Origin of the sequence: Devosia sp. Root413D1 (genome assembly GCF_001425235.1) — a bacterium.
Taxonomy (GTDB): domain Bacteria; phylum Pseudomonadota; class Alphaproteobacteria; order Rhizobiales; family Devosiaceae; genus Devosia_A.
In genome coordinates, this window is sequence record NZ_LMEA01000013.1 from 286,757 (window position 1) to 312,185 (window position 25,429).

The following is a 25,429-nucleotide window of genomic DNA, read 5'->3' on the forward strand; positions in this document are numbered from 1 at the left end:
GGCATTACTCCTTTGAAACATTCGCGCGCAGCGCATCGGCTGCCGCCTTGAGGGTCGCGCCACTGCGCGTGACGAACCCTTCGAGTTCGTCGAGGTCGGGGTGCTCCGAGAAATAGTCGTCGGGGGCGATCATCGTGCCCGCGGCAACGCCGTCCTCGAACAGTCGCGACAGGCGGACCAGCTCGAGGATTTCGCCCATCTCGGCATCGGGCTGGCGGGCCTGCCAGTCCGGATCGAACAGCGGGATCTGGTTCTTGTCCGAGCCCCAGACATTCTCGATGGTGAAGTTGGGGAAACTGCCGGCAGCGAACAGCGCGCCGAGCACCGCCTGCCAGTCGATCACCCCGTCGCCGCAGGCCCGCGTCTGCCGCTCCAGCCCGAGCGGGCGGGCGAACAGCACGATGTCGCGCATATGGGTCTTTTTCACATAGGGCGCGACTCGGCGGGTGGCCGCCACCGGATCCTCGCCGCGCACCACCACATTGGCGAGATCGAGCGTCACCCCCAGCGTGTCGGCGCCGACCTGTTCGATCAGCCGCACGATCTCCGCCGTGGTGATCTCCTCATGCGTCTCGACCGCGATGACCGCGCCGCGATCCCTGAGCACCGGCTTCAGCTTCAAAAGGAATTTCCGCGTCGCCTCGAGCTGGTCGCCCCAGTCGACATCGGTGCGGTAGCGGTCGATGGCGTGCAGCCCCCACTCGTGCCGCTGGTAGTTGGCGGTATCGCCCCACAAAGCCGTGCAGCCGATCGCCGTGGTCGCCTCGATCATCCGCGTCATGCCGAGGAGGTAATCCCCCTTGCCGACATCACGCACTTCCGGCGCCTCGGGCGTGTTGTAGGGGTTGATCTTCCCCAGCCCCATTTCGAGGTAGAGCCCGAGCTCATCGGCCCGCTGCTTCACTGCGGCGAGGAACCCAGCATCGAGCGTCGGCGAGACGTCGAGCACGGTGCGGAAGAACACCCCGGCATGGCCGAGTTCGGCGCAACGCTCGAGGAGTTTGATCGGGCCGAGTTCGGCGGCGCGGGGAAACTTCCGTCCGTCGATGCCGACGCGGACTTCGGGGATGTCTGTCACTGTCATGATGCGGGAACCGGGTTAGCGCTGGAGGTTTCGAGCCCGAGGCCGCCGGGAACGGCGGCGATGAGCTGGCGCGTATAGGCGTGCTGCGGGTTGGCGAGGACGGCCTTGGCCAGCCCTTCCTCGACGATCTCTCCCCGATGCATCACGGCGATGCGGTCGGCGATGTAGCCGGCGCTGACCACGTCATGGGTGATGTAGAGGACGGCGACGCCCTGCTCGTCGCGCAGGCGCGCGATCAGGTTGAGGATGTCGCGCCGGATCGACACGTCGAGCATCGATACCGGCTCGTCCGCCACCAGCAGTTTCGGCGAAGCCGCAAGCGCCCGGGCGAGGCCGACGCGCTGGCGCTGCCCGCCCGAAAGCTCATGCGGACGGCGGTCGAGATAGCTGGCGGTCGGGGTCAGCCCGACTTCGGTGAGCAGTGCCGCCACCCGGCCCTCGACATCGGTCTTGTCGCCGCCCGGCGCCGAGATCACCGCCCGGCGCAGGTGATGGCCGATAGTGTGCAGCGGGTTGAGCGAACCATAGACATCCTGGAACACCATTTGCGCGGCGCGCGGCTGGTGCGGCCGGCGGCGCGATACCGGCACCGGCGTCCGGCCATCGACCAGCACATCACCGGAGCTCGGGCGGGTGAGGCCGGTGACGATCCGTCCGAAAGTCGACTTGCCGCTGCCCGACGCCCCGACCAGCGCCACGATCTCGCCCGGCGCCAGCCGGAACGACACATCGTTGACCGCCACCAGGGCAGAGCGCCCGGTGAGCGGGTTGGTGCCATAGGCCTTGGTAAGATGCGCGGTTTCCAGCACCGGATGCGCCACCGATTTCGGCCGCGCCACCGGCGGGGTGGTGAAATCCACCTTCGGCGACGCGGTCAGCAGCGCCCGCGAATAGGGATGCTCCTGGTGCTGCCGAAACTCCGCCACCGGCGCCGTCTCGACGATTTTGCCGTCCTTCATCACCGCGATGCGGTCGGCCACCTTGAACAAGAGCGGCAGGTCGTGGGTGATCAGCAGCACGGCAAAGCCCATCTGCCGCTGCAGCGCCTTCACCGTGACGAAGATTTCCTGCTGCACGATCACGTCGAGCGCCGTGGTCGGCTCGTCGAGGATGATCAGTTTGGGTTCGAGCGCCAGCGCCATGGCAATCACCACGCGCTGCCGCTGCCCGCCCGACAGTTCATGCGGGTACGCCCGCAGGCGTTTGGGGTCGATATCGACCATCTGCAGCAGCTCGGCCGGCGTCCGCCGCACCGAGGAGGTGCCGCGATTGAGCGCCTCCTGCAACTGCCACTCGATCCGCTTCACCGGATTGAGCGAGGTCAGCGAGTTCTGGAGGACGATCGAGGCGGTGCGCCAGCGCAGCGCCCGCACCGCATTATCGTCCTCCGACAGCATGTCGTTGCCGGCAATGCGGATCTCGCCGCCGGTGATGATGCCGGGCGCCCGCAGCAGCCGCAGGATCGACTGGGCGATCGTCGACTTGCCGCAGCCGGATTCCCCGGCGAGCCCCATGAACTCGCCCGGCGCGATGCTGAACGACACCCGGTCGACTGCCGGGATGATGCTGTCCTCTCCGGCATAGCCGACGCTGAGATCGACGATATCGAGGGCGGGAACGTCAAGCATCGCGCTTCACCGGGGTCATGAGCGTGGCGCTCGGTTTCCTGACGCCGGCCCGGCGCATCAAGCGATCGGCGCGCAGCCGCGGGTTGCCGATCTCGTCGACCGCATTGTTGATCAGCGCCAGCGAGAAGGCTGTGAGCGCGATGGCCATACCGGGGACGACGAAGGTCCACCAGGCGCCGCGGATCAGGGCGGAACTGTTCTGGGCCCAGAACAGCATCGAGCCCCAGGTGATCTGCCCGCCATCGCCCAGCCCGAGGAACTCCAGCGACGCCTGAGCGGTGATGGCGAAGATCACCTGGTTGACGAAATAGGCGGCAACCACCGAGCCCATGTTCGGCAAGAGCTCGATAGCGACGATGCGCCAGCGGCTTTCGCCCACGTCTTCGGCAGCAGCGATGAACTCGCGTTCCCTGAGGCTGAGCGCCTGCGAGCGGAACAAGCGGGCTCCGAAGGCCCAGCCGGTGATGGTCAGCACCATGATCATGGTCAGCGGCCCGGGCGGCAGGAAGGCCGCCAGCACCACCACCAGCGGCAGGCCGGGAATGACGAGGAAGACATTGGTGACGAGCGTCAGCAGGTCATCGACCCAGCCGCGGAAATAGGCCGCGGTGAGCGCGACGATCAGTGCCAGCAGCGTGGTCAGCACCGCGATGGAGAAAGCAACCCACAGGGTGTTCTGCCCGCCATAAAGGAACTGGCTGAGCACATCCTGCCCCTGCCCGGTGGTGCCGAACAGGTGAGTAAGCGAGGGCGGCTCGTTGATGCCGCCGGTGGCGCGCTTCGGGTTATAGGGCGCGACGAGCTGCGCCAGGGCGCTGGCCGCGACCAGGGCGCCGAGAATGACCAGACCGACCGTCACCGGGATCGAGCCGAGGAGTTGCCGGCGCGCCTTGGCGCCAAAGGTTTCGCTGAGCGACATCTAGGCCTCCCCGCCCGTCCGCACCCGCGGATCGAGCAGCACGTAGAGCGTGTCGACGAAGAAATTCGCCGCCAGCACCGACAGGGTGATGATGAGGAACAGCGCCTGCATCAGCGGGTAATCGACGGCGCTGACGGCGCGCATCAGCGAGTAGCCAAGCCCGGGATAGGTAAAGACGATCTCGGTCAGGAGCTGCCCCGAGAACACTGCCCCCACCGCCGCGCCGAGCGCCGTGATGTTGGGGAGCAGCGCCGTGCGCACCGCATGCGACAGCAGCACCTGGCGCGGCTGCAGCCCCTTGGCTTCGGCGAGAGTCAGGTAATCCTCGCTCAACACGCCGATCATGGCGTTGCGCATGTTGAGCGTCCAAGGTCCGAGCGACACCAAGACGATGGTGAAGGCTGGCGCGATCAGGTGCATCAGGATGTCGCCTACACCAGCGAGGTTCAGCGCCGGCGGGTTGACGCTCGAATAGGCGTTGCCCATCGGGAACCAGCCGAGCTTGAAGCAGAAGACGTAGAACAAGAGCAGCGCCAAGAAGAAGTAGGGGAACGAGCCGAGGAACAGCAGGACTGGCGGCGTCAACCGGTCGAACCAGCCGCCGCGCCGCCACGCGGCGATGGCGCCCAGCACCGAACCAAGCACGAAACTGAGCAGCACCGAGGTGAGGCCCAGGAGGATCGACCAGCCGAACCCGGCGCCGATCACCGCCATCACCGGGGCAGGGAAATTGGAGAGCGAGCGGCCGAAATCGCCGCGCAGCACATTGCCCAGATAGCTCAGGTACTGCTGCAGCAGCGGCTCGTCGGTGAGCCCGTAGGCCGCCTTCAGCGCCGCCAGCGACTCGGCGTTCAGCGAGGTCGAATAGGTGGCGACGATGGTCGACGCCGGATCTCCCGGGGTCAGCCGCGGCAGGAAGAAGTTGACGGTGATGGCGACGAACGCTGCCAGCACATAGAACGCCAAGCGCTTCGCAATGTAATACATCGGCGGGCTCCGGGGAAAAGGAGGCTCCCACCCGCCAAAGGCGGGAGCTCCGTGTCACATAGTCGAGACGTGCGGCGCGTTAGTCGGCGCGGCGAGCCAGGTGCGGCCAGACCAGCAGCGGACCGTTGGTCATCTGCAGGCTGAGCGGCGCGTAGGGGTCCTGCTCGTTGGGGAAGCCGGTGAAGCGACGGGTGTTGTAGAGACCCCAATCCGGCTGCTCGTAGAGCGGGATGGCGGGCGCGGCGGCCGAGAACATGCCTTCGAGCTCGGCGATGATCGCCTTCTGCTCGGCCGCATCGGTCGAAGCGGCGAACTTGGCCAAGAGCTCATCGACCTTGGGGTCGCCATAACGCTGCTGGTTGTTGGGCGAGGCTTCGCCAACCGGCTTCACCGAAGTGGTCGCCATGTTGTTGCGATAGAACTCGAACGGCGTCGCCGTCCGCTGCGCCGTGCCGAGCGACAGCTGGAACTGGCCAGTGAAGGTCGAGTTGGTCCAGCTGTCCGCCGTGGTGGTGCGGAGCGTCACGTCGATACCGATATCCTTCAGATTCTCGGCGACGATCTGGCAGGCCGACACCCAGTCATTCCAGCCCGAGGGCACGATGATGTCGTATTTCAGGGGCTTGCCGTCCTTGCCGACGCGGATCCCGTCGGCGCCCTTGGTGTAGCCGGCGTCGTCGAGCATCTTGTTGGCCGCATCGGGGTCGATGCTGACCCATGAAGCGCCGTCGGCGATCACCTTGGGGTCTAGCCAATCCTTGAACGGCGCTTCCGGCAGGCCGGTGGCATTGGCGGCAACCGATTTGCCCCAGACGCCGGTATTGATCATGCGCTGCCGATCGAGCGCCATGCTCATGGCCTTCCGCACCACCGGGTCGCCCAGCGCTCCATCAGTGGTGTTGGCGAGCAGCAGCACCACCGAAGTGCGCGGCCACCAGTAGCCGAAATGCTCGGGATCGAGCGGCACGAACGTCACGTCCGGGTCGGGCACCAGCCCACCCCAGTCGAGATTGCCCGAGAGCGTCGCGGCGCTGACCTGGTCGTTGCCGTTGAAGCCCTGGACGAACACCCCCTCGATGTTGAGCGGCTGCCAGTAATTCGGGTTCTTGGTCACCTGGTAGCGATCGGTGCCGAAGGCATCAATGGTGGTGAACGGACCCGTGCCGACCGGATCGGGGTTCTCGAAGGTCACCGGGTCGGCAACGTCCTTCCAGACATGCTGCGGCACGATGAACTGGTCGACCAGCGAATAGAGGCCGGGGGTGTAGGTCGACGAGAAAGTGAACTTCACCGTTTTCGCGTCGACCGCCTCGACCGAAGCGAGATACTGCCCGAAGGCGCCGGATGCCGGCCCGATCAGGCCGGGATTGGCCTGCATCAGCTCGAAGGTGAACTTGACGTCGTCGGCGCTGAACGGCTGGCCGTCCGACCACTTCACGTCGTCGCGCAGCGTCAGCGTCAGGCTCAGCGCGTCGGCCGACCACTCATAGGCGGTCGCCAGCCACGGATCGAGCTTGCCGGTGGCATAGTTCTGGATCATCAGCGGCTCGTACATGGTGCGCGTGCTGACCCAGCGCGCCGTCGGCGAGAACGGGTTGAACGTGCGGGTAAAGCTGTTGCCGCCCTCAGCCACGATCCGGACCAATTGGTCGAGCGGGACTTCGGCGAGCGCCGGAGAGGTGACGGCGAAGGCGGATACGCTGGCCAGTGCGCCCAGCGCCAGGGCGCGAAGGCTTGTGCGCAAACGTCCGATCAAGCCCGGGGAGGGCTGTTTAGGCACTGAATTGGTATGCATAATCGTCTCCGGGGAATGGGTGCTTCTCATCAAGTGGTCCAATCTCCTCACGGGAGGCCGCGTGCCGCGCTGCCTCCCGTGAACACACGTTCTCGAGCATGCTCGAGCGCGAGTTCTACGGCCCCCGCCCGCACGGCATTGCTGCTCACCGCGGTCGGGACAATCTGTGGAATGGCGATCGGCAGGGTCTTGAGGATATCGGCGACGCTGTCCGCCAGCGCCCGTCCTCCGGCGCGGCCGATGGCCCCGCCCAACACCACCATCTCCGGGTCGAGTATGCCGATCGCGCCGGTCAGCGCCGCGGCGACGCGGTAGCCGAGCTCAGCGAAGAATTTCGGATGCTTGTCGCTGAGCGCCGCCTGGCGGATCGCCTCGGCACTGTCCGGCCCGCGCAACTGGTGCGCCGCGACCAGCGCGTCGATCGCCGGCACGTCGAGCAGCGCTTCGACCAGCGCCATCTTCACCGGCTCGCCGGGCTTGGCCATCCGGTCGGGCACCATGGCGCCGCCCAGTTCGCCCGCCGTGCCGGTGGAGCCATGCATCAGCCTCCCGCCGATCACCACCCCGGCGCCGACGCCATCGCCCACCCAGAACAGGATGAACGACTGCACGCCATTGGCGGCGCCGCACGCCATCTCCTCGATGGCGACGAGGTTCACGTCGTTCTCGATCAGCACATGGCGATGCCCCAGGACGCTCTCGAGCGCCTCGGGGATGTGGTAGCCCTCCCAGTTGGGGAGCTGCTGGCCCTTGCGGAGGTTCCCGGCCCGGATATCGACGATGCCGGGGAGACCCACCGCCAGCTGGTCGATGTCGCGCACCGTGATCCCGGCTTCCCGGGTGACGCTCTCGAGCACCGAAGTCAGCCGCTCATGCGCGTCATAGCGATCGCCCGGCTCGGCGGCGTGCCGGAAACTGGCAATGGTGTTGCCGGTGATGTCGGAAATGGCGGCATCGATGCCGTGGGAGCCGACATCGATGCCTGCAACGAAGCCGGAGCGTGGTTCGAGACTCCACAGGCCCGCCTTGGGGCCATAGGTGCCGGCCTTCTCTCCGTCGCGACGGATAAGGTTTGCGGATTCCAGCCGGCGCAGCAGATCCGACATCGCCGGCTTCGACAGCCCCGTGAAAGCCTCGAGCTCCATGCGCGTCAGCGAGCCCTCCGCGAGCAGCCGCTGCAACACGGCTTTCTCGTTGAGGTTGCGCAGCAACCGGGGGCTGCCGGAGAGGATCTGCATGTCCATCTGAGACCGTCTGGTAACTTTCCTTACAGTCTGATATCGAACCATCCCGAACGTATTGTCAAGCGGCACTGAGCCGCCTCACTGCTCCTGTGGATGTCCGATGATCACTGCCCTCCCGATTGCCCTGCTCGAACAACGGCTAAGCGCCGGCCGCGAGTTGCTGCAGCGGCACGGCCTCGACGCCATCGTCGCTTTCTCGGCGCCGCGCGGCCTTGCCGCCGCCACCCAATCGAGCGGCAATATCGGCTGGTTCACCAACTTCACCCCGATGTGGGCGCCCTCGATGCTGGTGATCACCGCCACCGACGCAGTGATCGTGGCGCCCGGCAAGAACGAGGCCCGGCTGTTCACCACCCGCGTCGGCGGCCTCTACGAAGTCGAGATCGCCGGCCCGGCCGGCCTTGTCGCCCGCGCCTCGGCCCTCGCCCATGCCAGCCGCTGGCGCGTCGGGGTCGCCGGCGCCGACGAGATGACCGCGAAGCTCGCGGCCACCTTCGCCTCCACGTTCCCGCGCATGGTGCGGATCGATCCGGTCCTCCAGGCCATGCGCCTCGATCGCGACCCGGCCGAAACCGCGTTGCACCGCCGCGCTGCGGAGATTTCCGACGCCATGCTGGCCCGCGCCTTCGCCTATGCTGCCGAACCCGAGGCCATCCCGGCCCGCCTGATGGCCGAGGTCGAGCATGCGGGCCGGGCGCTGGGCGCCGATGTCTCGCGCCTCTGGCTCTCCACCGGTCCCGAACCGCCGGTGACCTATTTCGAGATGTTCGAACTGCCGCCGGGTATCGCACCCGGCGATCGCGTGCAGCTCGGCACCATGGTGTCTTTCGAGGGCTATTTCGCGCAAGGGCTGCGCATCGGCAGCCGCGGCAAGCCGGCACCCGAGCTCAGCGACGCCGCCGACCGCCTGCTCGACATCCAGGATGCCGCGCTCGCCGCCCTCGTTCCCGGCGGCCCGGTCCATGAGCTGGTCGACCTGATCGAAGCCCGCATCGACGCAATGTGCCCATATACACGCGACAGCGACCCGTTCCGCTTCCAGTCCTGCCATGGGCTCGGCCTCGATTACAGCGAACCGGGCCTCGCCGAAGCCCTGTCGCCGCGCCGCGACAGGAGCCGCGATGCTGACGGCCCGTTGCTGCGATCGGGCATGGTGTTCGAGATCCATCCCAATTTCACCCTGCCCGGCCTCGGCCATGTCTGCGCCGGCGATGTCGCGCTGGTGACAGACAGCGGCGCCGAGTGGCTGACCCACTTCCCCCGCGGCATCTTCCCGATCGATTAGGAGTTTTGCGATGTTCTCACTCATGCGCGGCAGTATCCCCGATGCCGGCAACGACCCGCTCGACGCCATCAGCAAGGCCGCCGCGCTCGGCGCCGGCGAAATCACCTTCTACAGCCTGTTCGAGCTGAGCCCGACGCTCGACCCTGCCGTGCTACGCGAACTCAAGGCCGAAGCCGACAGCCTCGGCATCGCCATCGCCGCCAGCCTCGATTGGCTCAACCCAATGCGGCTCGACCGCTACCGCCGTGAGCTGCAGCTCGGCGACGGCGATCTCGCCCGCGGCGTCCGGCGCCTGCTGGAAACAGGCGCCTCGCTCGGCATGCGCGAGATGTTCTTCACCATCGGCACCCTCGAAGACCGCGCCGCAAATTGGCGCGCCCAGCTCGACGCCGTTGCGGCGCTGCTCACTGATCTCAGGCCGGTGCTGGCCGATCTCGGTATGCGCGCGCTGGTGAAAACTCACGAGGAAATCACCTCCTACGAGTGCCTGGACCTAGTCGAACGCGTCGGCCCCGACGCCCTCGGCATCTCCTATGACCCGGCCAACATGCTGGTCCGCCTCGAAGATCCCCTCGCCGCCGCCCGCCGCCTCGCTCCGCACATCACCCAGGTCCACATCGACGACGCCACCCTGAGCTTCGAAGGTGACACGGATCTCCGCCGCCACCTCGCCCCCGTCGGCCAGGGCATGATCGACTGGCCAAGCCTCCTCGCCCTGCTCCCCACCGCAAAACCGCTGATCGAACTCCACCGCGGCCAATTCGCCATCCCTGCCTTCGACCAGCAATGGCTGGCCAGCCAGCCCTACATCCAGCTCCCCGAATACGCTGCCCTGGTGCACTCGGCCCGCCTCAAGCGCGACCAGCCGCCGATCGACCAGGACGACATCACCCTGCGGCTGCCAGCGGCGCTAAAGATGGTGAGGTCGTGAGATGCTGATTGAGACCTCGAGCGAAACGGGGGCTCCGCGCAAAAGGCATTGAATTGGGTGCGACGAAGTCGCCCGCTCCGCCCTCCGCGGGCAAGAGGCTTGGGGACATCGAGCCAGTCGGTCATTCCCTTCTTCGGCTCGCCACTGCGTGGACCCAATCGGTGAGCTCTCTGTCCGCCCCAGGCGCATTCGCCGCATCGATCCAATCCGTTTCCAAGGCACAATCCGATGTGCGCGGAACCTGGGTTGAATCGATGAGAGCATCGAGGGCTTCATTCACCGCGTCTACTGACCCTGTCTTGATAGCTTGGCGCATCAAGTTGCCAGCAGCAAAGTTCACATAGACTCTCTCACTCACTGCCTGGGCAAGTGCTGCCGTGGCACAGGCGAGCCCCTCCAAGGGCTTTCCGACATCGGACAGTGTCCCAGAAAGCGACATGAGAGAGAGAATATCTTGAAATTCCTCATGGCGGGCGACAGCTATGCGCTCCGCCGCACTCAGGCAGCCCTGCAGCAGACACTCTGTGACGGCCCCAACGTAGAGCGTGGACCGCGACATGGGATCCTCGGTTTGAACCAGCATGCCGATCAAAAGGGAGGCGCTCTCTGGAGCAGACACGCCAAAAACCGAAACGACTTTCTCTCGAAACTTGGCGACATGTCGTAACAACTTCTTGAGTTCGGTTCTGTCCAAGGCAATTTCCTCGCCATTTTGGACGATTGGGCGGCTACCAATCATCGACTCAATGTCACCCCGTGTTGGTAGTACGCGCAAGACACCGCTGCGCTTGAGCTGGTAGCGCGCTAGGCCGCGTGCTGGTCCGCCCCCCACAAGACTCCATCGACCGCACTCCTTTCGTCGGAAGACCACGACCAGTCCTCGGACACGGAACCTCTCGTTTTCCGCCCTCCCAAGCGCCCGCTTGACGTCGCCTCGGATTCCAGCTGTACTCAGTTCACTATCCAAACTGTGAGTTCATCTAGTGAATTCTTTAGACGACCGTTACGCCATTCGATCCGTGGATCGCGCCGTCGACATTCTCGCCGCGGTGGCGGGGAAGAACGGCGTGCTGACCGTCGACGGGATCGTTACCGAGACCGGTCTGCCCAAGAGCACGGTGTTCCGCATCCTCGCGACGCTGACGGCACGGCGGCTGCTGGATCGCGATGAACAGAGCCAGACCTATCGGCTCGGCATGCTGTCGCTGGTGATCGGCGCGCGGGCCATGGGCGAGCTCGACCTTCGCCGCTCCGCCCGCCCGCATCTCGAGAGCCTCGTCGCTAGCACCGGGGAGACCGTGCACCTCTCGATCCTCAGCGAGGACAATGCGCTCTGCGTCGACAAGCTCGATGCCTCGCGCTCGATGCGCATGGCGAGCTTCATCGGCTTCCTCGATCCGCTGCATTGCAGCGGCGTCGGCAAGGCGCTGCTCGCCTTCCAGGACGAGCCGGTGCGCCAGCAGCTGATGGCGCGCATGCGCTTCGAGCCGCACACCCCGCACACCATTACCGACCCCAAACGGCTCGCCGAGCAGATCGTCGAGATCCGGGCGCGCGGCTATGCCATCGACGACGAGGAAATCGAGCAGGGGCTGCGCTGCGTCGCCGCGCCGATCCGCGACCACTCGGGCGCCGTCGTCGCCGCGGTCAGCATTTCCGGCCCCACCACCCGCGTCACCCAGGATGGCCTCGGCGAACTCGCCAGGGCGGTCGAGGCCTGCGCCCAATCGATCTCGCACGAACTTGGCGCTCCGCAGAAAGCCAACCCATGATCATCGACGTCCACTCGCACACCCCGCAGTTCCGCCACGCCGTGCCGCCGGAACACCGGCGCCTGCACCACACCTGGCGGCCCGACCGCTCGGTCGACTCGGTCTACAGCTGGAACGATTTCCTCGCGGCGCAACAGCCGGCCGACAAGTCGATCGTCTTCGGCGTCGCCTGGGCGCCGGGCGAAATCACCGGCGGGGTCAACGGCTTCAACGAGCCAGGCGACGTGGCGATCGGCGTCAATGACGCCACCTCAGCCTTCGCGCTGGCGCATCCCGATCGCCTGATCGGCTTCATGTCGGTGCACCCGCATGATCCCAAGGCGCTCGAGGAGATCGAGCGCTCGCGCACCGACCTCGGCCTCAAGGGCATCAAGATGGGCGCCAACTACCAGGTGTTCGAGCCGCTGGAGAGCCGGGCGCTGGCCATCTATCGCGAGGCCGAACGGCACGGGCTGCCGATCCTCTTTCACATCGGCACGTCGCCGGTCCGCACCGCGCCGATCAAGTACGCCCACCCGCTGGTGGTCGACGAAATCGCCATGCGCTACCCGAACCTCAAGATCATCATGGCCCATATGGGCCACCCCTGGACGGTCGATACCGCGGTGGTGATCCGCAAGCACCCCAATGTCTATGCCGACGTCTCGGGCCTCTTGTACCGGCCCTACACCTTCTACGAGGGAATGATCAAAGCCACCGAGTGGAACGTGCTCGACAAGCTGCTGTTCGCTTCGGACTACCCGATCACCACCCCGGCCGAGACGCTGCATGCGCTCCGCACCGTCAACGCCATCGTCGAAGGCACGGCGCTGCCGCGCGTTCCCGCCGACAAGATCGAACAGATCATCCACCGCGACAGCCTCACGCTGCTCGGCCTTTCCTAAGACCGGTACTCCTATGCATATCGAGAAATCCAAGAGCATCACCGAACGCGCCACCAAGGTCATTCCCGGCGGCGTCAACTCCGCGACCCGTCGGCTGAGCCAGCCCTATGCCTGGGAATGGGCCGAGGGCGCCTATATCCGCGACGTCGACGGCAACACCTATCTCGACTATCACGCGGCCTTCGGCCCGATCGTCCTCGGCCACAACGACCCCACGGTGAACGCCGCCGTCGCCAAGGCGCTGACCGGTCCAGACATGGTCGGGGTCGGCATCACCGAGCAGGAAATCATGCTCGCCGAAAAGGTGGTGCAGCACGTGCCCTCCGCCGAGATGGCGCTCGCCTTCTCCTCGGGCTCGGAAGCCACCTACATGGCGGTGCGGCTGGCGCGCGGCGTCACCGGCCGTGAGAAGCTGATCAAGTTCCAGGGCACCTTCCACGGCTGGCACGACTACCTGCTGATGAATATCGCGAGCCCTGCCGACAAGATCGGGAAGAAAGATCCGGGCAGCGCCGGCCAGCTCGCCGACGCCATCGACAACACCATCATCGTGCCGTTCAACGACCTCGCCGCCACCGAACAGGCGATCCTCGACCACCCAGGCCAGATCGCCGCCATCTTCATGGAAGCGATCCCGCACAATATCGGCTGCGTGCTGCCACGGCAGGATTTCGTCGAGGGGTTGCGCCGGCTCTGCGATCAGCATGGCATCGTCTTGGTGTTCGACGAGGTGATCACCGGCTTCCGCCATGGGCTCGGCGGCTACCAGTCGTTGCTCGGGGTGAAGCCCGATATCAGCACCTTCGCCAAGGCCATCGCCAATGGCTATCCCTGCGCCATCATCGCCGGCAAGCGTGAACTGATGCTGCAGTTCTCGACCGCGCCGGGCGGCAAGGTATTCGTCGGCGGCACCTACAACGGCCATCCGGTCGGCTCGGCCGCGGCGCTGGCCACCATCGCGGCGCTCGAGGACGGCACCATCTACGAGCGCACCTTCCGGCTCGGTGATCGGATGCGCGCCGGCCTCGCCGAAATCGCCGCACGGCTCGGCATCGAGATGGTGTCGGCGGGCTTCGGCTCGGTGTTCACCCCCTATTTCATGAGCGGCAAGGTCGAGCGCTACGAGGATCTCCTCGCCAACGACACGGCCCGCGATGTCGGCTTCCGCCAGGGCATGTGCGAGCGCGGCATCTTCATGCTGCCCATGCCGATCAAGCGCAACCATATCAGCGCCGCGCACACCGATGCCGATATCGACCGGACGCTCGAAACCGCTGAAATCGTTATGAAAACTCTGCGCTGAGCTCATGCTTTTCATATGCGAAAAGTCGTATTGATATATGATTGCGGCCGTCATAACGTTGCGATCTGACGACAGGCAGTGAGGCAACAGGGAAGCGCCTCGCCTGCCGACCGGTTGGGCCACATGGCTCGGCTGAGAATGTCGAGAGCGGGTCCGTTGGGCCGGGCCCGGAGGCCTGCAGCCTTGGCTGCGGGAGAACAAGCGTCGTCCGCGACGTGTTGTCGGTTCAGTTCGTCAAGGAGGGAAAGCTATGACGACCACTAATGCCACCCGGGGCTTCGGTTCGCTGAACCGCCGCTCCTTCCTCAAGGCTGGCGGCGCATCGGCGCTGGCCGCCAGCCTCCTGCCGGGTCTCATGACCGGCACCGCCAAGGCCGCTTACTCGGGCACGCTCGATATGCTGGCCTGGGACTTCCAGCCCGACACCATCAAGTCGCTGGTCGGTGAATGGACGGCGGCGGGCAACCCCGCGGTCAATGTCGCCGTGATCCCGAACCTCGGTTACACCCCGGCGCTGCAGACCCGTCTGCGCGGCGGCGACAAGATCGACCTCTTTTACAACTTCGCCTACAACTCGCAGAAGTTCGTCAACGAGGGCTGGGCCAAGACGCTGAACGGCCTGCCCGGCGTCGACGATATGATCGCCGACATGTTCGAGAGCGCCCGCGGCCGCCACGTCAATGCCGCTGGCGACATCATCAGCGCCCCGTATTTCTCGGCCGTGCACATGCTGCACTACAACGAGAAGTTCCTCGCCGATGCCGGCCTCGCCGTGCCGACGACGCTGAAGGAAATCTACGACGCCTCGAAATCGCTGCAGTCGACCGTCGCCTCGCCCTATGTCGCCTACTGGGTGAAGGAATTCTGCGAGGAATACCTCCACACCTACCTGCTCAATGAGCAGATCACCGCCTTCGACGATGCCGGCCAGCCGGTGTTCGCCGATGACCCTAAGACCGTCGGGGTGTTCGAGTGGTGGCAGGCCATGTACCAGGAGGGCCTCGCGCCCAAGTCGCTCCTGACCGACGATCCGGGTAAGCTCAGCAACGAGATGGCGCAGGGCAACGCCGCCTTCTACGTGCTGCACCACTACTTCCTGACCTCGATCCGCTCGCTCGAAGGCCCGCAATCGGCCAACGTCAAGACGGCTCCAGCCGGTCCGTCGACGCTACAGATCGGCGAAGTGCTGCAGATGGGCCAGTCCGACAGCGATGACGAACGTCTCGCGACCTGGGACCTGATGAAGTACTACGGCTGGAAGGACACCGACGGGAAGTTCAAGGTGTTCAACCAGTGGGCCAAGGCCGCCGGCCTCGCCGCCCCCTATGCCGGGTTCTTCACCGACCCCGAAGTGGTCGCTTCGTTCCCCGACTATTACGATCTCGCCTTGCTGTCCGACACCTTCGCCACCAAGTCGAACGTCGTGCCGGCCCGCACCCTGCCCTGGTACCCGGATTTCCAGGCCAAGGTCGGCGACATCGTCCATGCCCTGCTGCTCGGCCAGGCCACCCCGGCGAAAACCGTCGAGGACCTGACCGCTGCCGCCAAGGGCGCCCAGGGCGGCCGGACGCTCTAGCCGTTAGGCGCGGAGCCCGCTGCACCTCTCCCTTGGGGGAGAGGTCGGCGCGTAGCGCCGGGTGAGGGGGCCTTCCCACGCCCGGCGTTTGCGGCAGGGCCCCCTCACCCTGACCCTCTCCCCCAAAGGGAGAGGGGACGCTAGAGCCGAAGCTGCGGCTGACCCGAATTCAACTGAATACCAAGCAACAGGACACAAGAGCCCATGGCAGGAGCAGCTGACCTACTCGGACCGAAGGCCGATCGCGCATTCGGGCTGAAGCTCGTCGCGCCGGCGATGATCATCCTGATCGTGCTGCTGGCCCTGCCGACGCTGCTCACCCTGGTCTACAGCCTCCACGATGTGCCGGCGAGCGGCTCGAGCTTCGGGCCGTTCGTCGGCCTCGAGAACTTCACCATCATCTTTTCGAGCCCGGTGTTCTGGCGTTCGGCCCAGGTGACGCTCACCTTCTCGGTCGGCTTCGTCATCCTCTCGACAGTGATCGGCCTCGCCATGGCGATGCTGCTCAACCAGCGCTTCATCGGCCGCGGGCTGGCGCGCGCCCTCTTGATCATTCCGTGGGCGACGCCCTGGTTGGTCATCGGCATCCTCTGGAAGTGGTTTGCCGATGGCAGCGTCGGCGGGCTCAACGCCGTGCTGATGATGCTGGGGTTGACCAGCGACTATCACCCGTTCCTGTCCGACCCGAACACCGCTTTGCCGATCACCGTGCTCGCCGCGGTGTGGCGGCAGGCGAGCTTTGCCGGCATCCTGCTGCTTGCCGGCCTGCAGACACTGCCTGAGGAACTGAACGAAGCGGCCCAGCTCGACGGCGCCAACTGGTGGCAGCGCTTCAGCAACATCACCCTGCCCTGGCTGCGGCCGGTGCTGATCACCGTCACCGTGTTCAACGTGATCTATGCCTTCCTGCAGTTCGACGTGGTCTTTGCCATGACCCAGGGCGGACCCGGCGACACCACCCAGGTGCTCAGCATCCTGATTTACCGGCAGCTGTTCGTGAACACCAATATCGGGCTCGGTTCGGCGCTCGCCGTCATCCTCGGCGTCGTCGCGCTGATCGGCGGCTTGACCATCGTCCGGCTGTTCTATCGCAGGGAGATGCACTGATGGCGTCCTCCGCCTTCGAGCGCGGCCGGCGCCGCAGCCTCGCCACTAGCGTCGCCATCTATCTGGGCGTCCTGGTGTTCGCCATCTGGATCCTGCTGCCGGTCTGGTACCTGGTGGTCTCGAGCCTGATCACCCCCTCGCAGCTGGGCGTCAAACCCTTCCCGCTGGTGCCCTCCAGCGTCACGCTCGACAATTATGCGGCGGTGCTGTTCGGCAATACCGGCGGCAAGGGCATCGGCAGCACCGACATGGGCACCCGGCTGGTGCCGACCATCGGCCAGAGCCTCCTCGTCAGCTCGATCCTCGTGGTGCTGAACCTCTGCATCGCCGGCGCCGCCGCCTATGGGCTGTCGCGCTATCCGTTCCGCGGCGCCCGGGTGTTCGAGCTGTCGGTGATTGCCACCCGGATCGTTCCGGCCATCGCCATTATCGGCCCGTTCTTCGTGGCCTTCCGCGTCATCGGCGTGCTCAACACCCCGTGGGCCCTGGTCATCAGCTACAACGTCTTCACCCTGCCGCTCGCCATCATGATCCTCAAGAACTACTTCGATCAGCTGCCGCGCGAAATCGAGGAGGCGGCCAAGATCGACGGCGCCACCCGGCTCCAGACGCTGTGGATCATCATTGTGCCGATCGCCCGGCCGGGCCTCGTCGCGGCGGGCGTGCTGATCTTCCTCGAGGCCTGGAGCGAGTTCTTCTACGCCCTGGTGCTCACCAACCAGCTCACCGTGCCGCCGCTGCTCGCCGGCTTCCAGTCAGTACAGCAGTTCAACTGGAACGCGCTGGCCGCCGCCACCGTCATGTCGATGCTGCCGCCGACCGTGCTGGTGCTGATCTTCCAGCGTCACGTCGTCGGCGCCCTCACGGCGGGGGTGGGCAAATGAGTGCAACCATCAAGGCCGCCGTGCTCAGCGCCGGCGCCTGGTCGCAGTCGAGCCACCTGCCGGCGCTCACCGCCGACCCGCGCGTCGAGCTGGTGGCGCTCTCGAGCCCCAATGCCGAAATGGCGTCAAGCCTCGGGGCGCAATTCGGTGCCCCGCATTTTGCCGACTGGCGCGAAGCGCTGGCGCTCGGCCCCGACATCGTCGTCGTCTCGAGCCCACCCGTCGCCCACGAGGAACAGGTGATCGCGGCGCTCGAAGCCGGCGCCCACGTGCTGGTCGAAAAGCCTTTCGCGCTGAGCGCCGGGCCGGCCCGGCGGATGCGCGATACGGCCGAGCGACTGAACAAGGCACTGCTCGTCGGCTTCGGCTGGCCGGCGGCACCGATCTTTGCGCTGAGCCGCAAGCTGATCGAGGCCGGCGAGATCGGCCCCGTCGAACACCTGACCATGCATCTCGCAGTCAACACCCGGGCCCTGCTCTCAGGCAGCACCGATGGCGGCTGGGGCGGCAAGGCGGCATCAAACACCGCCACCTATACCGACAAGGCGATCTCCGCCGGCGGCTCGGCCGCCGTGACCATGTCGCACCAGCTCGGCATGGTCGAGTGGCTGGTGGGCCAGCCGATCGTCGCGCTCAACGCCAGCACGTTTCCGCCAAAGAGCGACATCGACCTCCACACCACTGTTAATGCCGAGTTCGCCGGCGGCGGTTCGGCGGCGCTGAGCGCCGCCTCCACCCACCCCTACCTGGCGCGACCGCAATGGCATTTCGCACTCTATGGTCGGAACGGCCAGCTCTGGGCCGACTCGGTGGCCGACACGCTTCGCCTGGTGCGGGCCAGCGGCGAGGTGGTGGAGTATCGCGCCCCTGAGGCCTCGGGCCTCTACGATCCCGGCGCCCCGACCAAGGCCTTGATCGCCTGCGCCTTCGGCGCCCCGGCCCCGGCCGGCCTGACGGCGCGCCTCGCGGCCCACGTGGTCGCGGTGACGGACGCCATCTATCTCAGCGCCAAGACCAACCAGAAACTGCAGATCGAGACCCTATGAGCACCTCCACCCTGTTTACCGGCGGCCTCGTCGTCGACGGCCTCGGCAATGCGCCGGTGCGCGCAGATGTGCTGGTGATCGGCGATCGCATCGCCGGCATCTTCAAGGGCGCCCGCCGTCCGGAAGCCGATCGGATCGTCGCCATCGACGGCCTCTGCATCGCGCCGGGCTTCATCGACATGCACACCCATTCCGACCTGCAGGTGCTGGTGAACCCCGATCATACCAGTAAGCTCAGCCAGGGCGTCACCACCGAGGTGCTCGGCCAGGACGGCCTGAGCTACGCTCCGATCGACGATGCGACGCTCATCGAGATGCGCAGCCAGATCAAGGGCTGGAACGACGATCCGCCGGGCTTCGACTGGAACTGGCGCAGCGTTGCCGAATACCTCACTCGCCTCGACGGCAATGTCGCGGTCAACTGCGCCTACCTCGTGCCGCACGGGAACCTCCGCATGCTGGTGATGGGCAATGCGGCGCGGCTCGCCACACCAGACGAGCTCGAGCAGATGAAGGCGCTGCTCCGCACCGCGCTCGAGGAAGGCGGCGTCGGCCTCTCGACCGGCCTCACCTATGTGCCGGCGATGTATTCCGATACCGACGAACTGGTGGCGCTCTGCGAAGTGGTCGCCGAATATGGCGGCTTCTACTGCCCGCACCACCGCAACTACGGCACCGACGCGCTGGGCGGCTATGGCGAGTGCTTCGAGATCGCCCGGCGCTCCGGCGTGGCGCTGCACCTCGCCCATACCCACCTGAGCTTCGAGGCCAACAAGGGCAAGCTGCCGCAACTGCTCAAGATGTTCGACGACGCCATCGCCGACGGCGTCGATCTGAGTTTCGACGCCTATCCCTACCTCGCCGGCATGACGACGCTGCTGTCGCAGCTGCCCAGCTGGGCGCTGTCCGGCAGCGGCGACGAGCAGATGGCGCGGCTCAGGGATCCGGAGACCCGCAAGCGCATCATCGAGGCGCTCGACGTCATCGGCTCGGACGGCCACCAGGGCCTCACCGTCAACTGGTCGAGCGTTTATCTCGCGGGCCTGCCCGGTGCGCCGGAGATGGAATGGATGATGGAGGGCAACCTCGCCGACGCGGCGCGGAAGCTCAACACCTCGCCCGCCGAGCTGGCCCTCGACGTGCTGATCGCCACCGAGCGCGCCGCCCCTTGCGTGTTCTTCATCGGCATCGAGGAGCATGTTCGCACCCTGATGCAGCGCGAGGAACACACCGTCGGCAGCGACGGTATCCTGGTTGGCGACCGCCCTCATCCCCGCTCCTGGGGCACCTTCCCGCGCATGCTCGAAACCTATGTGCGTGACGAGAAGGTGCTGACGCTCGAGGAATGCGTGCGCCACATGACCAGCTCGGCGGCCAACCGGCTGCGGCTCACCGATCGCGGCCGGATCGCCGCCGGCGCCAAGGCCGATCTCGTCGTCTTCGACCGGGACACGGTCAAGGCCAACGCCACCTACGAGCATCCGCGCCAGGCGGCGACCGGCATCGTGCATGTCTTGGTCAACGGCCAGTTCGCCGTCGAGAACAATCGCGTCACCGGCCATCGCGCCGGCCGCACACTGACGCTGGGAGCCTGAACATGGCCGCAACCGCAATCTCTATCGCCGACGACGCCCAGGGCTCGAGCTGGGCCGACCTGCCTGTTTCGACCCCCGGCCTGGTGCTCGATCTCGCCGTGCTCGATGGCAATCTCGACGAGATGGCTGCCATCGCCCGCTCGGCCAAGGTCGAACTCTTCCCGCACGCCAAGACCCACCGCATGGCGGAGATCGGCCTCCGCCAGGTGGCGCACGGCGCCGATGGCCTTTGCGTCGCCAAGCTCGGCGAAGCGGAAGCCTTCGCCGCCGCCGGGGTGAAGCGGCTGTTCGTCGCCAACCCGATCGTCGGGGCCGACAAGGCCGAACGCGCCCTCGCCCTGTCGCGCCGGGTCGACCTGACGCTCGCCACCGACAGCGAAGCCGCCGCCGCCAGCATCGGCGCGGTGTTCGCCGCCGCCGGCGCCACGGCGCGGATGATGCTGGCCATCGACTCAGGCCTCGGCCGCGAAGGCGTCGCTGCCGACCAGGCCGCCGCTGTGGCGGCCGCCGTTCACGCCCTGCCGGGCATCGAGCTCGTCGGCATCTATACCCACGAAGGCACCACCTATGGCGCCAAGGACCATCCGGATCTGGCGAGCCGCGCCAAGGCCGCCGGGGCATTCATGGTCGGGGTCGCCGAGACGATCCGGGGCCGCGGCGTGCCGCTGCCGATCGTCTCGCTCGGCGCCTCCGCTTCGGCGCGCGAAGTGGCGCATGTACCCGGCGTCACCCAGATCCGCCCTGGCATTTATGCTTTCAACGATGTCGGCCAGATCGCGCTCGGCAATGCCAGCCTCGAGACCACCGCCATCCGCGTCATCGCCACGGTGGTCAGTCACCCCGACCCCGAGCGCGCCTGCATCGATGCCGGCTCGAAATCGCTGAGCACCGACCTGGTGCCGGCCTCGGCGCATCGCGACGCCTTTCCCGGCATGGGGCTGATCGTCAACGCCCCCGGCTGGGTGATCGAGCGGATGTCGGAAGAACACGGCTGGCTGCGCTGGCATGGCCAGGGCGCGCCGATGCCGCTACCAGTAGGGACACGGTTGGAGATCGTGCCGAACCATGTCTGCATGGCCTTCGCCATGCTGCGCCGCGCCAGTGTGGTCGAGAACGGCCAGGTCGTGGCGCATTGGGACGGTTTCGGCCCCGGCGCATCCGAGTAGTATTATTTTGGGGGGAACGATGTCGGAGTTCAAACTGGCCGAGGGGCAGTCGCTGCTGGTCGCGTCGCGCGGCATATTCGAGCTGCATGGGCTGACCCGCTGGGTGCAGCAGGATGGCAAGTGGCGGGGCAAGACCCTGGCCCGCGTCAACCAGCTCTCGAGCCTCACCCGTCACCCCACCCTGCCGGTGGTCTACGGCACGTCGCGCGTCGGCATGGAGGGCGATATCCATGCCTGGCGCATCGAGGGCGACGCGGCGATTACCCTCGGCGAGAAGTCGAGCGAGGGCGCCGAGCCCTGCCACCTCGTGGTCGATCCGAGCGGCCGGCTGCTGATCGTCACCAACTACACCACCAGCACACTGGGCCTGCAGCGCCTCGCCGCCGATGGCAGCTTCGAAGGGCCGATCGTGCAGCTGAAGCTCAGTGGCGGCGGCCCCGAGCTCGAACGCCAGGACGACGCGCACCCGCACCAGGCCTTCTTCATCGGCGCGACGCTGGTGGTGATCGACCTCGGCGCCGATCTCATCCGTGAGTTCAGCCTCGATCTGTCGAAGCCCGTCGCCGACGCGCTGACCCAATCGCGGGCGACCGCCGTGCCGGCCAATACCGGGCCGCGGCACGCCGTGGTGCTGCCTGATGGGCGGCTGGCGGTCAGCGGCGAGCTCGGCTCCAACCTCGTGGTCGGCCGCCTCGGCGATCCGGCCACCAGCTGGGCCAATGTCAGGGCCACGCAGCAGACTGGCCCGGGCAAGACCCGCTGGAGCCGCAACTATCCCGGCGATATCCAGCGCGCGCTGGATGGCCGCCACGTCTACTTCGCCAACCGCAGCCTCGACACCATCTCGACCTTCGAGGTCTCCGGCGCCACCCCGGCACTGGTCGCCGAACACGACAGCCAGACGCAATGGCCGCAGCATTTGCTGGTCACAGAAAGCCACGTGCTGGTCGCCGGCTGGGATTCCGGCGCGGTCAAGGCGCTGCCGCTCGCCAACGGCGTTCCGACCGGCGTCGAGCATCTGTTCGATTGCCCGGGCGCGGGCTGGCTGCTGCTCTGGGACTAGGTCCTTTCCTAGCGAAAGCTGGCAACGATGCAGTACGTCGAGCTCCCCTCCCCCTTGGGGAGGGGGTGGGGGTGGGGGTCCATCGGTGATCACCGCACCACCCCCTCCCTCAATCCCTCCCCTTCAAGGGGGAGGGAAGAGACGACTGAGAAGATTGGTGCAGATCCCTGGATCACCCCAGATTTCCTGTGCCCCGGCCCTCCCCCATGGTGGCGGGCCGAATGGCGCGGTGTTAGTGGACATCGGCGCCGAAACGAGCGAGCGGGGGGAGCATGGCAGCAGCTGAAGACGGTGCGCCGACCGCCAAGGGATCGCGCAAACGCCGCAAGCCCGTTCCCAAGGCGGAGTATACCGCTCCGGCGCTGGAAAAGGGCCTCGATGTGCTCGAGCTGCTGGCGACGCTCACCGTGCCGGTCACCCCCAGCCAGATCGCCCAGCGCCTCGGCCGCTCGCTGTCGGAAGTCTATCGCATGGTGATGGCGCTCGAGCGCCGCGGCTACCTGATCCGGCCGCCCGGTGAAGAAGCTCTGGTGCTCTCCACCCAGCTCTATGGCCTTGCGACGCTGTTCCCGCCGTTCCGCCGGGTCGTTGATGCCGCCCAGCCGATCATGAACGCCCTGGCGCTCGAGACCTCGCAGGCCATCCATATGGCGGTGCTCGATGGGCTCAACCAGCGCATCATCGCCCAGGTCGATAGCCCCGCCCCCATCGCCATCCGCCTGCGCGTCGGCGCCGCCAGCCCGGCCATCCGCGGCACCTCGGGGCGCACCATCATCGCCTTTCAGTCCAGCCCGGTACAGGCCTGGATTATCGGCCAGTCGGAGGCGCTGCTGCCGCCCGAGCAGGCGAGGCGCTACCGTGGCCGGATCGAGGCCATTGCGAAACGCGGCTACGAGCGGATCGAAGGCGAGATGGTGCAGGGGGTGACCGACCTGAGCTTTCCGATCATCAACACAGCCGGCATCTCGATCGCGGCGCTGACCATGCCGTTCCTCACCAGCCAGCAGATCATCGTCCCCTTCGACGATGCGGCGATCATGCTCTACCGCGCCGCGCGCAAGATCTCGCAGTCGATGGGCGGCGACCTGCCCGAACCGCATTTCCCGCTCCCCCCGGACGTGCAATGAACGAAACCAATCCCTTCACCGCCGCTGATGTCGATCGCTTCGCCATCTGGGAAATGCTGGTCAGGCGCGACAGCGATTTCTTCCTCAGCAGCGACTGGTCGTTGGTTGCCGCCGATTATGTCGAGTCCGGCTTTCTCGGCATCGACGCCGCGCTGTCGCTCGAGCCCGCCAACTGGCGCCCGGCCTATGCGTCGGTTACCGCCTATCGCGATGCCGCCATCGCCGCCCGCTGGAACCCGGCCGAGTTCGCCGAGCCCCTGCGGGCCGCCTGGTTCCGCAGCCAATCGATCGACCGCATCGACATCAACGGCGATGCGGCCCTTGCCCATAAGCGCATCGAAGGGCAGATCGTCCGCCAATCCGAGGGCGCCATGATCCTCGCCTGGCGCTCGGTATTCCACCTCCGCCGCGAGCATGAGGCCTGGAAGATCGCCGGCTTTACCGGCTACCTGCCGCTGTAGCGGTGCCAGCCCCCGGTGCACATATCCCGGGGTCAGCCGCGACCGGCGAAGATGTCCTTCTTGACGATCGCATGGACGCCCCAGTTGCCGTCAACGACCTGGGTGACGCCGAAATCGACGCCGATCGACATAAGCGACACCGCTTCGTCCTCGGTCAGCCCCTTTGTCGTCATCAGGAAGTGCCGCATCTTGCGGAACGCGTCGCGCAGCGCGAGGTCTACCGACGACTTCGAGTAGATGTCGCTCTGCGCCGAGGGGCCCAGCTCCTGGAGGTAGTTGGCAAACGAGAAGCCGTGTACGAGCCAGTCGGTCTGGGTCTCCAGCATGGGATAGTTGAGCTCTTCCAGCGGGGTGCCGGCCAGGTCGGCCTCCTTGTGCAGGATGAACTGAAAGGTGCCGGTGAGGGAGCATTCGATCGCCGTGCCGCAGAGTTCGCTGTCGCCCTGGCTGGCATGGGGGTCGCCGACCGACATCATCGCGCCTTCGACGGCGACCGGGTAGTACATCGTCGCGCCCTTGCCGATGCGCCAGTTGTCGATGTTGCCGCCGGTATAGCTGGGCGGCACGGTGTCGACAAAATCAGCTTCGGCGGGGGCCAGGCCAAGCGTGCCGAAATGCGGGCGAATAGGCAGCCGAATACCCTTCAGCACGTCGTAGTTGCGCGTCGTCAGCGCGTGGTCGACCGGCACGCCGGGATAGTCGATGGTGGTGTGGGTAACACCGAACGGATCGGTCTGCGGCACCCAGGGAAAATTATAGACCGCTTCTGCCCAGCTCTTGCTGCCGGTGACGTCCACCTCATAGATGGTGATCACCTCACGCTTCTTGCCCTCGAGCATGTCGTTGTAGTGGAAGCCCCAGTTCGCTGCGGCGTTCGAGCCATAGGACTTGCCCGCGAATTTCGGGTTGGCAGAAGGCCGCGGGGTGCAGTCGAGGATGCGGACCTCGAGGATGTCGCCCGGTTCGGCGTCGCGCACGAACACTGGGCCGGTGAGGATGTGGACGCCCATGCCTTCGCCCGAGCCCTTCTTGTAGACGGCCGGGTCGGTCGGGCCGGCGCCGCGCCGGTCGACGCCCTTCTTGTCCTTGGTCCAGAGGTAGACGCTTTCGGCGCCTTCATCGCCCTCGACCATGCGCTCGAGATCGTCGCCCGCGTGGTGCGTCAGGGTCTCGATGGTCACGATGTCGCCCGAGTCGATCTCGACCTGCGGCTTCAGCGTCTTGCTGAAAAAGCCCCAATGCACTGTGTCGGCGGTAGCGGGGAGATAGTGGTACGCGCGCTGCTGTGGCTGGCGGGCGGCAGAGGCCTGGGCCAGCGCCGGGGTGACCAGCGATATGCCGCCGCCGGCGCCGAGGGCGGCAAGGCCACCCGCAGCCAGGAAGCCACTCTTGAGGAAGCTGCGGCGCTCGACGTTGAGATCCTCCTTGAAGCTTCGATAGTGGGCCTCGAACTGAGGGCAGTTAACGTCATCGCCTTTGCACATGGGGTGTCCTTCGCGGGGGTTGCATCTACGCGCAACTATCCCGGTCAGGCCCGGCTCAGGCAATCGGGCGAAGAGGCTGTCCGGACCC

22 protein-coding genes are annotated in these 25,429 nt (G+C 66.4%); 14 read left to right on the plus strand and 8 right to left on the minus strand.

The features are described from left to right. Window positions 1–4: 4 nt before the first annotated feature. The 6 genes from ASC89_RS26620 to ASC89_RS26645 form a co-directional block, all read right to left on the minus strand. Window positions 5–1,084, minus strand: coding sequence for a sugar phosphate isomerase/epimerase (locus ASC89_RS26620; protein WP_055875801.1), 1,080 nt, complete (start codon window positions 1,082–1,084; stop codon window positions 5–7). After that, window positions 1,081–2,712, minus strand: a complete 1,632-nt coding sequence (locus ASC89_RS26625; protein WP_055875797.1) for an ABC transporter ATP-binding protein — start codon at window positions 2,710–2,712, stop codon at window positions 1,081–1,083. Before ASC89_RS26625 ends, ASC89_RS26620 begins: the two co-directional genes overlap by 4 nt. Next, window positions 2,705–3,631, minus strand: a complete 927-nt coding sequence (locus ASC89_RS26630) for an ABC transporter permease (protein WP_082527901.1) — start codon at window positions 3,629–3,631, stop codon at window positions 2,705–2,707. The genes ASC89_RS26625 and ASC89_RS26630 overlap by 8 nt, the downstream gene beginning before the upstream one ends. Beyond that, entirely contained in the window at window positions 3,632–4,618 is a 987-nt protein-coding gene (locus tag ASC89_RS26635; RefSeq protein WP_055875792.1) for an ABC transporter permease, read from the minus strand. 79 nt (window positions 4,619–4,697) lie between these two features. Next, window positions 4,698–6,362: an ABC transporter substrate-binding protein gene (locus ASC89_RS26640; protein WP_056003739.1), complete on the minus strand. Its 1,665-nt coding sequence runs from the start codon at window positions 6,360–6,362 to the stop codon at window positions 4,698–4,700. A 98-nt stretch (window positions 6,363–6,460) separates the two neighbouring features. After that, window positions 6,461–7,657, minus strand: a complete 1,197-nt coding sequence (locus ASC89_RS26645) for an ROK family transcriptional regulator (RefSeq protein ID WP_056003741.1) — start codon at window positions 7,655–7,657, stop codon at window positions 6,461–6,463. 100 nt (window positions 7,658–7,757) lie between these two features. Between ASC89_RS26645 and ASC89_RS26650 the strand changes: the two genes are divergently transcribed. Beyond that, complete coding sequence (locus ASC89_RS26650) at window positions 7,758–8,942, plus strand: Xaa-Pro peptidase family protein (protein WP_056003744.1); 1,185 nt, start codon at window positions 7,758–7,760, stop codon at window positions 8,940–8,942. A gap of 10 nt (window positions 8,943–8,952) precedes the next feature. Then, complete coding sequence (locus tag ASC89_RS26655; protein WP_056003747.1) at window positions 8,953–9,873, plus strand: sugar phosphate isomerase/epimerase; 921 nt, start codon at window positions 8,953–8,955, stop codon at window positions 9,871–9,873. Between the two features lie 121 nt (window positions 9,874–9,994). Here ASC89_RS26655 and ASC89_RS26660 read toward each other — a convergent pair whose 3' ends face one another. Next, window positions 9,995–10,567 carry a hypothetical protein gene (locus tag ASC89_RS26660; protein WP_156384788.1) on the minus strand — a complete coding sequence of 191 codons (573 nt, stop codon included), beginning with the start codon at window positions 10,565–10,567 and terminating at the stop codon, window positions 9,995–9,997. A gap of 325 nt (window positions 10,568–10,892) precedes the next feature. Between ASC89_RS26660 and ASC89_RS26665 the strand changes: the two genes are divergently transcribed. The 12 genes from ASC89_RS26665 (at window position 10,893) to ASC89_RS26720 (ending at window position 23,857) form a co-directional block, all read left to right on the plus strand. Continuing rightward, complete coding sequence (locus ASC89_RS26665; RefSeq protein ID WP_056003753.1) at window positions 10,893–11,645, plus strand: IclR family transcriptional regulator; 753 nt, start codon at window positions 10,893–10,895, stop codon at window positions 11,643–11,645. Next, window positions 11,642–12,529, plus strand: a complete 888-nt coding sequence (locus ASC89_RS26670) for an amidohydrolase family protein (protein ID WP_056003756.1) — start codon at window positions 11,642–11,644, stop codon at window positions 12,527–12,529. Before ASC89_RS26665 ends, ASC89_RS26670 begins: the two co-directional genes overlap by 4 nt. Window positions 12,530–12,542: 13 nt before the next feature. Continuing rightward, window positions 12,543–13,832: an aspartate aminotransferase family protein gene (locus ASC89_RS26675; RefSeq protein WP_056003759.1), complete on the plus strand. Its 1,290-nt coding sequence runs from the start codon at window positions 12,543–12,545 to the stop codon at window positions 13,830–13,832. Between the two features lie 250 nt (window positions 13,833–14,082). After that, entirely contained in the window at window positions 14,083–15,408 is a 1,326-nt protein-coding gene (locus ASC89_RS26680) for an ABC transporter substrate-binding protein (RefSeq protein WP_056003762.1), read from the plus strand. A 204-nt stretch (window positions 15,409–15,612) separates the two neighbouring features. After that, on the plus strand, window positions 15,613–16,515 hold the full coding sequence (locus ASC89_RS26685; protein ID WP_055875764.1) for a carbohydrate ABC transporter permease: 903 nt from the start codon (window positions 15,613–15,615) through the stop codon (window positions 16,513–16,515). Continuing rightward, complete coding sequence (locus tag ASC89_RS26690) at window positions 16,515–17,399, plus strand: carbohydrate ABC transporter permease (RefSeq protein ID WP_056003766.1); 885 nt, start codon at window positions 16,515–16,517, stop codon at window positions 17,397–17,399. Before ASC89_RS26685 ends, ASC89_RS26690 begins: the two co-directional genes overlap by 1 nt. Beyond that, on the plus strand, window positions 17,396–18,445 hold the full coding sequence (locus ASC89_RS26695) for a Gfo/Idh/MocA family protein (RefSeq protein WP_056003769.1): 1,050 nt from the start codon (window positions 17,396–17,398) through the stop codon (window positions 18,443–18,445). The genes ASC89_RS26690 and ASC89_RS26695 overlap by 4 nt, the downstream gene beginning before the upstream one ends. Continuing rightward, complete coding sequence (locus tag ASC89_RS26700; protein WP_056003772.1) at window positions 18,442–20,040, plus strand: amidohydrolase family protein; 1,599 nt, start codon at window positions 18,442–18,444, stop codon at window positions 20,038–20,040. Before ASC89_RS26695 ends, ASC89_RS26700 begins: the two co-directional genes overlap by 4 nt. Window positions 20,041–20,042: 2 nt before the next feature. Continuing rightward, window positions 20,043–21,206 carry an alanine racemase gene (locus ASC89_RS26705; RefSeq protein WP_056003775.1) on the plus strand — a complete coding sequence of 388 codons (1,164 nt, stop codon included), beginning with the start codon at window positions 20,043–20,045 and terminating at the stop codon, window positions 21,204–21,206. A 19-nt stretch (window positions 21,207–21,225) separates the two neighbouring features. Further along, the gene (locus ASC89_RS26710; protein WP_056003778.1) at window positions 21,226–22,269 is read left to right on the plus strand and encodes a beta-propeller fold lactonase family protein; all 1,044 of its coding nucleotides are present in this window, start codon (window positions 21,226–21,228) and stop codon (window positions 22,267–22,269) included. Window positions 22,270–22,541: 272 nt separating this feature from the next. After that, window positions 22,542–23,396, plus strand: coding sequence for an IclR family transcriptional regulator (locus ASC89_RS26715; protein ID WP_056003781.1), 855 nt, complete (start codon window positions 22,542–22,544; stop codon window positions 23,394–23,396). Next, window positions 23,393–23,857, plus strand: coding sequence for a hypothetical protein (locus ASC89_RS26720; protein ID WP_056003784.1), 465 nt, complete (start codon window positions 23,393–23,395; stop codon window positions 23,855–23,857). The genes ASC89_RS26715 and ASC89_RS26720 overlap by 4 nt, the downstream gene beginning before the upstream one ends. Before the next feature lie 32 nt (window positions 23,858–23,889). Here ASC89_RS26720 and ASC89_RS26725 read toward each other — a convergent pair whose 3' ends face one another. Then, window positions 23,890–25,341: an acetamidase/formamidase family protein gene (locus ASC89_RS26725; protein ID WP_056003787.1), complete on the minus strand. Its 1,452-nt coding sequence runs from the start codon at window positions 25,339–25,341 to the stop codon at window positions 23,890–23,892. Between the last annotated feature and the right edge of the window lie 88 nt (window positions 25,342–25,429).

What these genes read in the sequence shown, in the direction of transcription:
- ASC89_RS26620 (WP_055875801.1), bottom strand. Translation starts at nt 1,084, where the DNA reads ATGACAGTGACAGACATCCCCGAAGTCCGCGTCGGCATCGACGGACGG.
- ASC89_RS26625 (WP_055875797.1), bottom strand. Translation starts at nt 2,712, where the DNA reads ATGCTTGACGTTCCCGCCCTCGATATCGTCGATCTCAGCGTCGGCTAT.
- ASC89_RS26630 (WP_082527901.1), bottom strand. Translation starts at nt 3,631, where the DNA reads ATGTCGCTCAGCGAAACCTTTGGCGCCAAGGCGCGCCGGCAACTCCTC.
- ASC89_RS26635 (WP_055875792.1), bottom strand. Translation starts at nt 4,618, where the DNA reads ATGTATTACATTGCGAAGCGCTTGGCGTTCTATGTGCTGGCAGCGTTC.
- ASC89_RS26645 (WP_056003741.1), bottom strand. Translation starts at nt 7,657, where the DNA reads ATGGACATGCAGATCCTCTCCGGCAGCCCCCGGTTGCTGCGCAACCTC.
- ASC89_RS26650 (WP_056003744.1), top strand. Translation starts at nt 7,758, where the DNA reads ATGATCACTGCCCTCCCGATTGCCCTGCTCGAACAACGGCTAAGCGCC.
- ASC89_RS26655 (WP_056003747.1), top strand. Translation starts at nt 8,953, where the DNA reads ATGTTCTCACTCATGCGCGGCAGTATCCCCGATGCCGGCAACGACCCG.
- ASC89_RS26670 (WP_056003756.1), top strand. Translation starts at nt 11,642, where the DNA reads ATGATCATCGACGTCCACTCGCACACCCCGCAGTTCCGCCACGCCGTG.
- ASC89_RS26675 (WP_056003759.1), top strand. Translation starts at nt 12,543, where the DNA reads ATGCATATCGAGAAATCCAAGAGCATCACCGAACGCGCCACCAAGGTC.
- ASC89_RS26680 (WP_056003762.1), top strand. Translation starts at nt 14,083, where the DNA reads ATGACGACCACTAATGCCACCCGGGGCTTCGGTTCGCTGAACCGCCGC.
- ASC89_RS26685 (WP_055875764.1), top strand. Translation starts at nt 15,613, where the DNA reads ATGGCAGGAGCAGCTGACCTACTCGGACCGAAGGCCGATCGCGCATTC.
- ASC89_RS26690 (WP_056003766.1), top strand. Translation starts at nt 16,515, where the DNA reads ATGGCGTCCTCCGCCTTCGAGCGCGGCCGGCGCCGCAGCCTCGCCACT.
- ASC89_RS26695 (WP_056003769.1), top strand. Translation starts at nt 17,396, where the DNA reads ATGAGTGCAACCATCAAGGCCGCCGTGCTCAGCGCCGGCGCCTGGTCG.
- ASC89_RS26700 (WP_056003772.1), top strand. Translation starts at nt 18,442, where the DNA reads ATGAGCACCTCCACCCTGTTTACCGGCGGCCTCGTCGTCGACGGCCTC.
- ASC89_RS26705 (WP_056003775.1), top strand. Translation starts at nt 20,043, where the DNA reads ATGGCCGCAACCGCAATCTCTATCGCCGACGACGCCCAGGGCTCGAGC.
- ASC89_RS26710 (WP_056003778.1), top strand. Translation starts at nt 21,226, where the DNA reads ATGTCGGAGTTCAAACTGGCCGAGGGGCAGTCGCTGCTGGTCGCGTCG.
- ASC89_RS26715 (WP_056003781.1), top strand. Translation starts at nt 22,542, where the DNA reads ATGGCAGCAGCTGAAGACGGTGCGCCGACCGCCAAGGGATCGCGCAAA.
- ASC89_RS26720 (WP_056003784.1), top strand. Translation starts at nt 23,393, where the DNA reads ATGAACGAAACCAATCCCTTCACCGCCGCTGATGTCGATCGCTTCGCC.
- ASC89_RS26725 (WP_056003787.1), bottom strand. Translation starts at nt 25,341, where the DNA reads ATGTGCAAAGGCGATGACGTTAACTGCCCTCAGTTCGAGGCCCACTAT.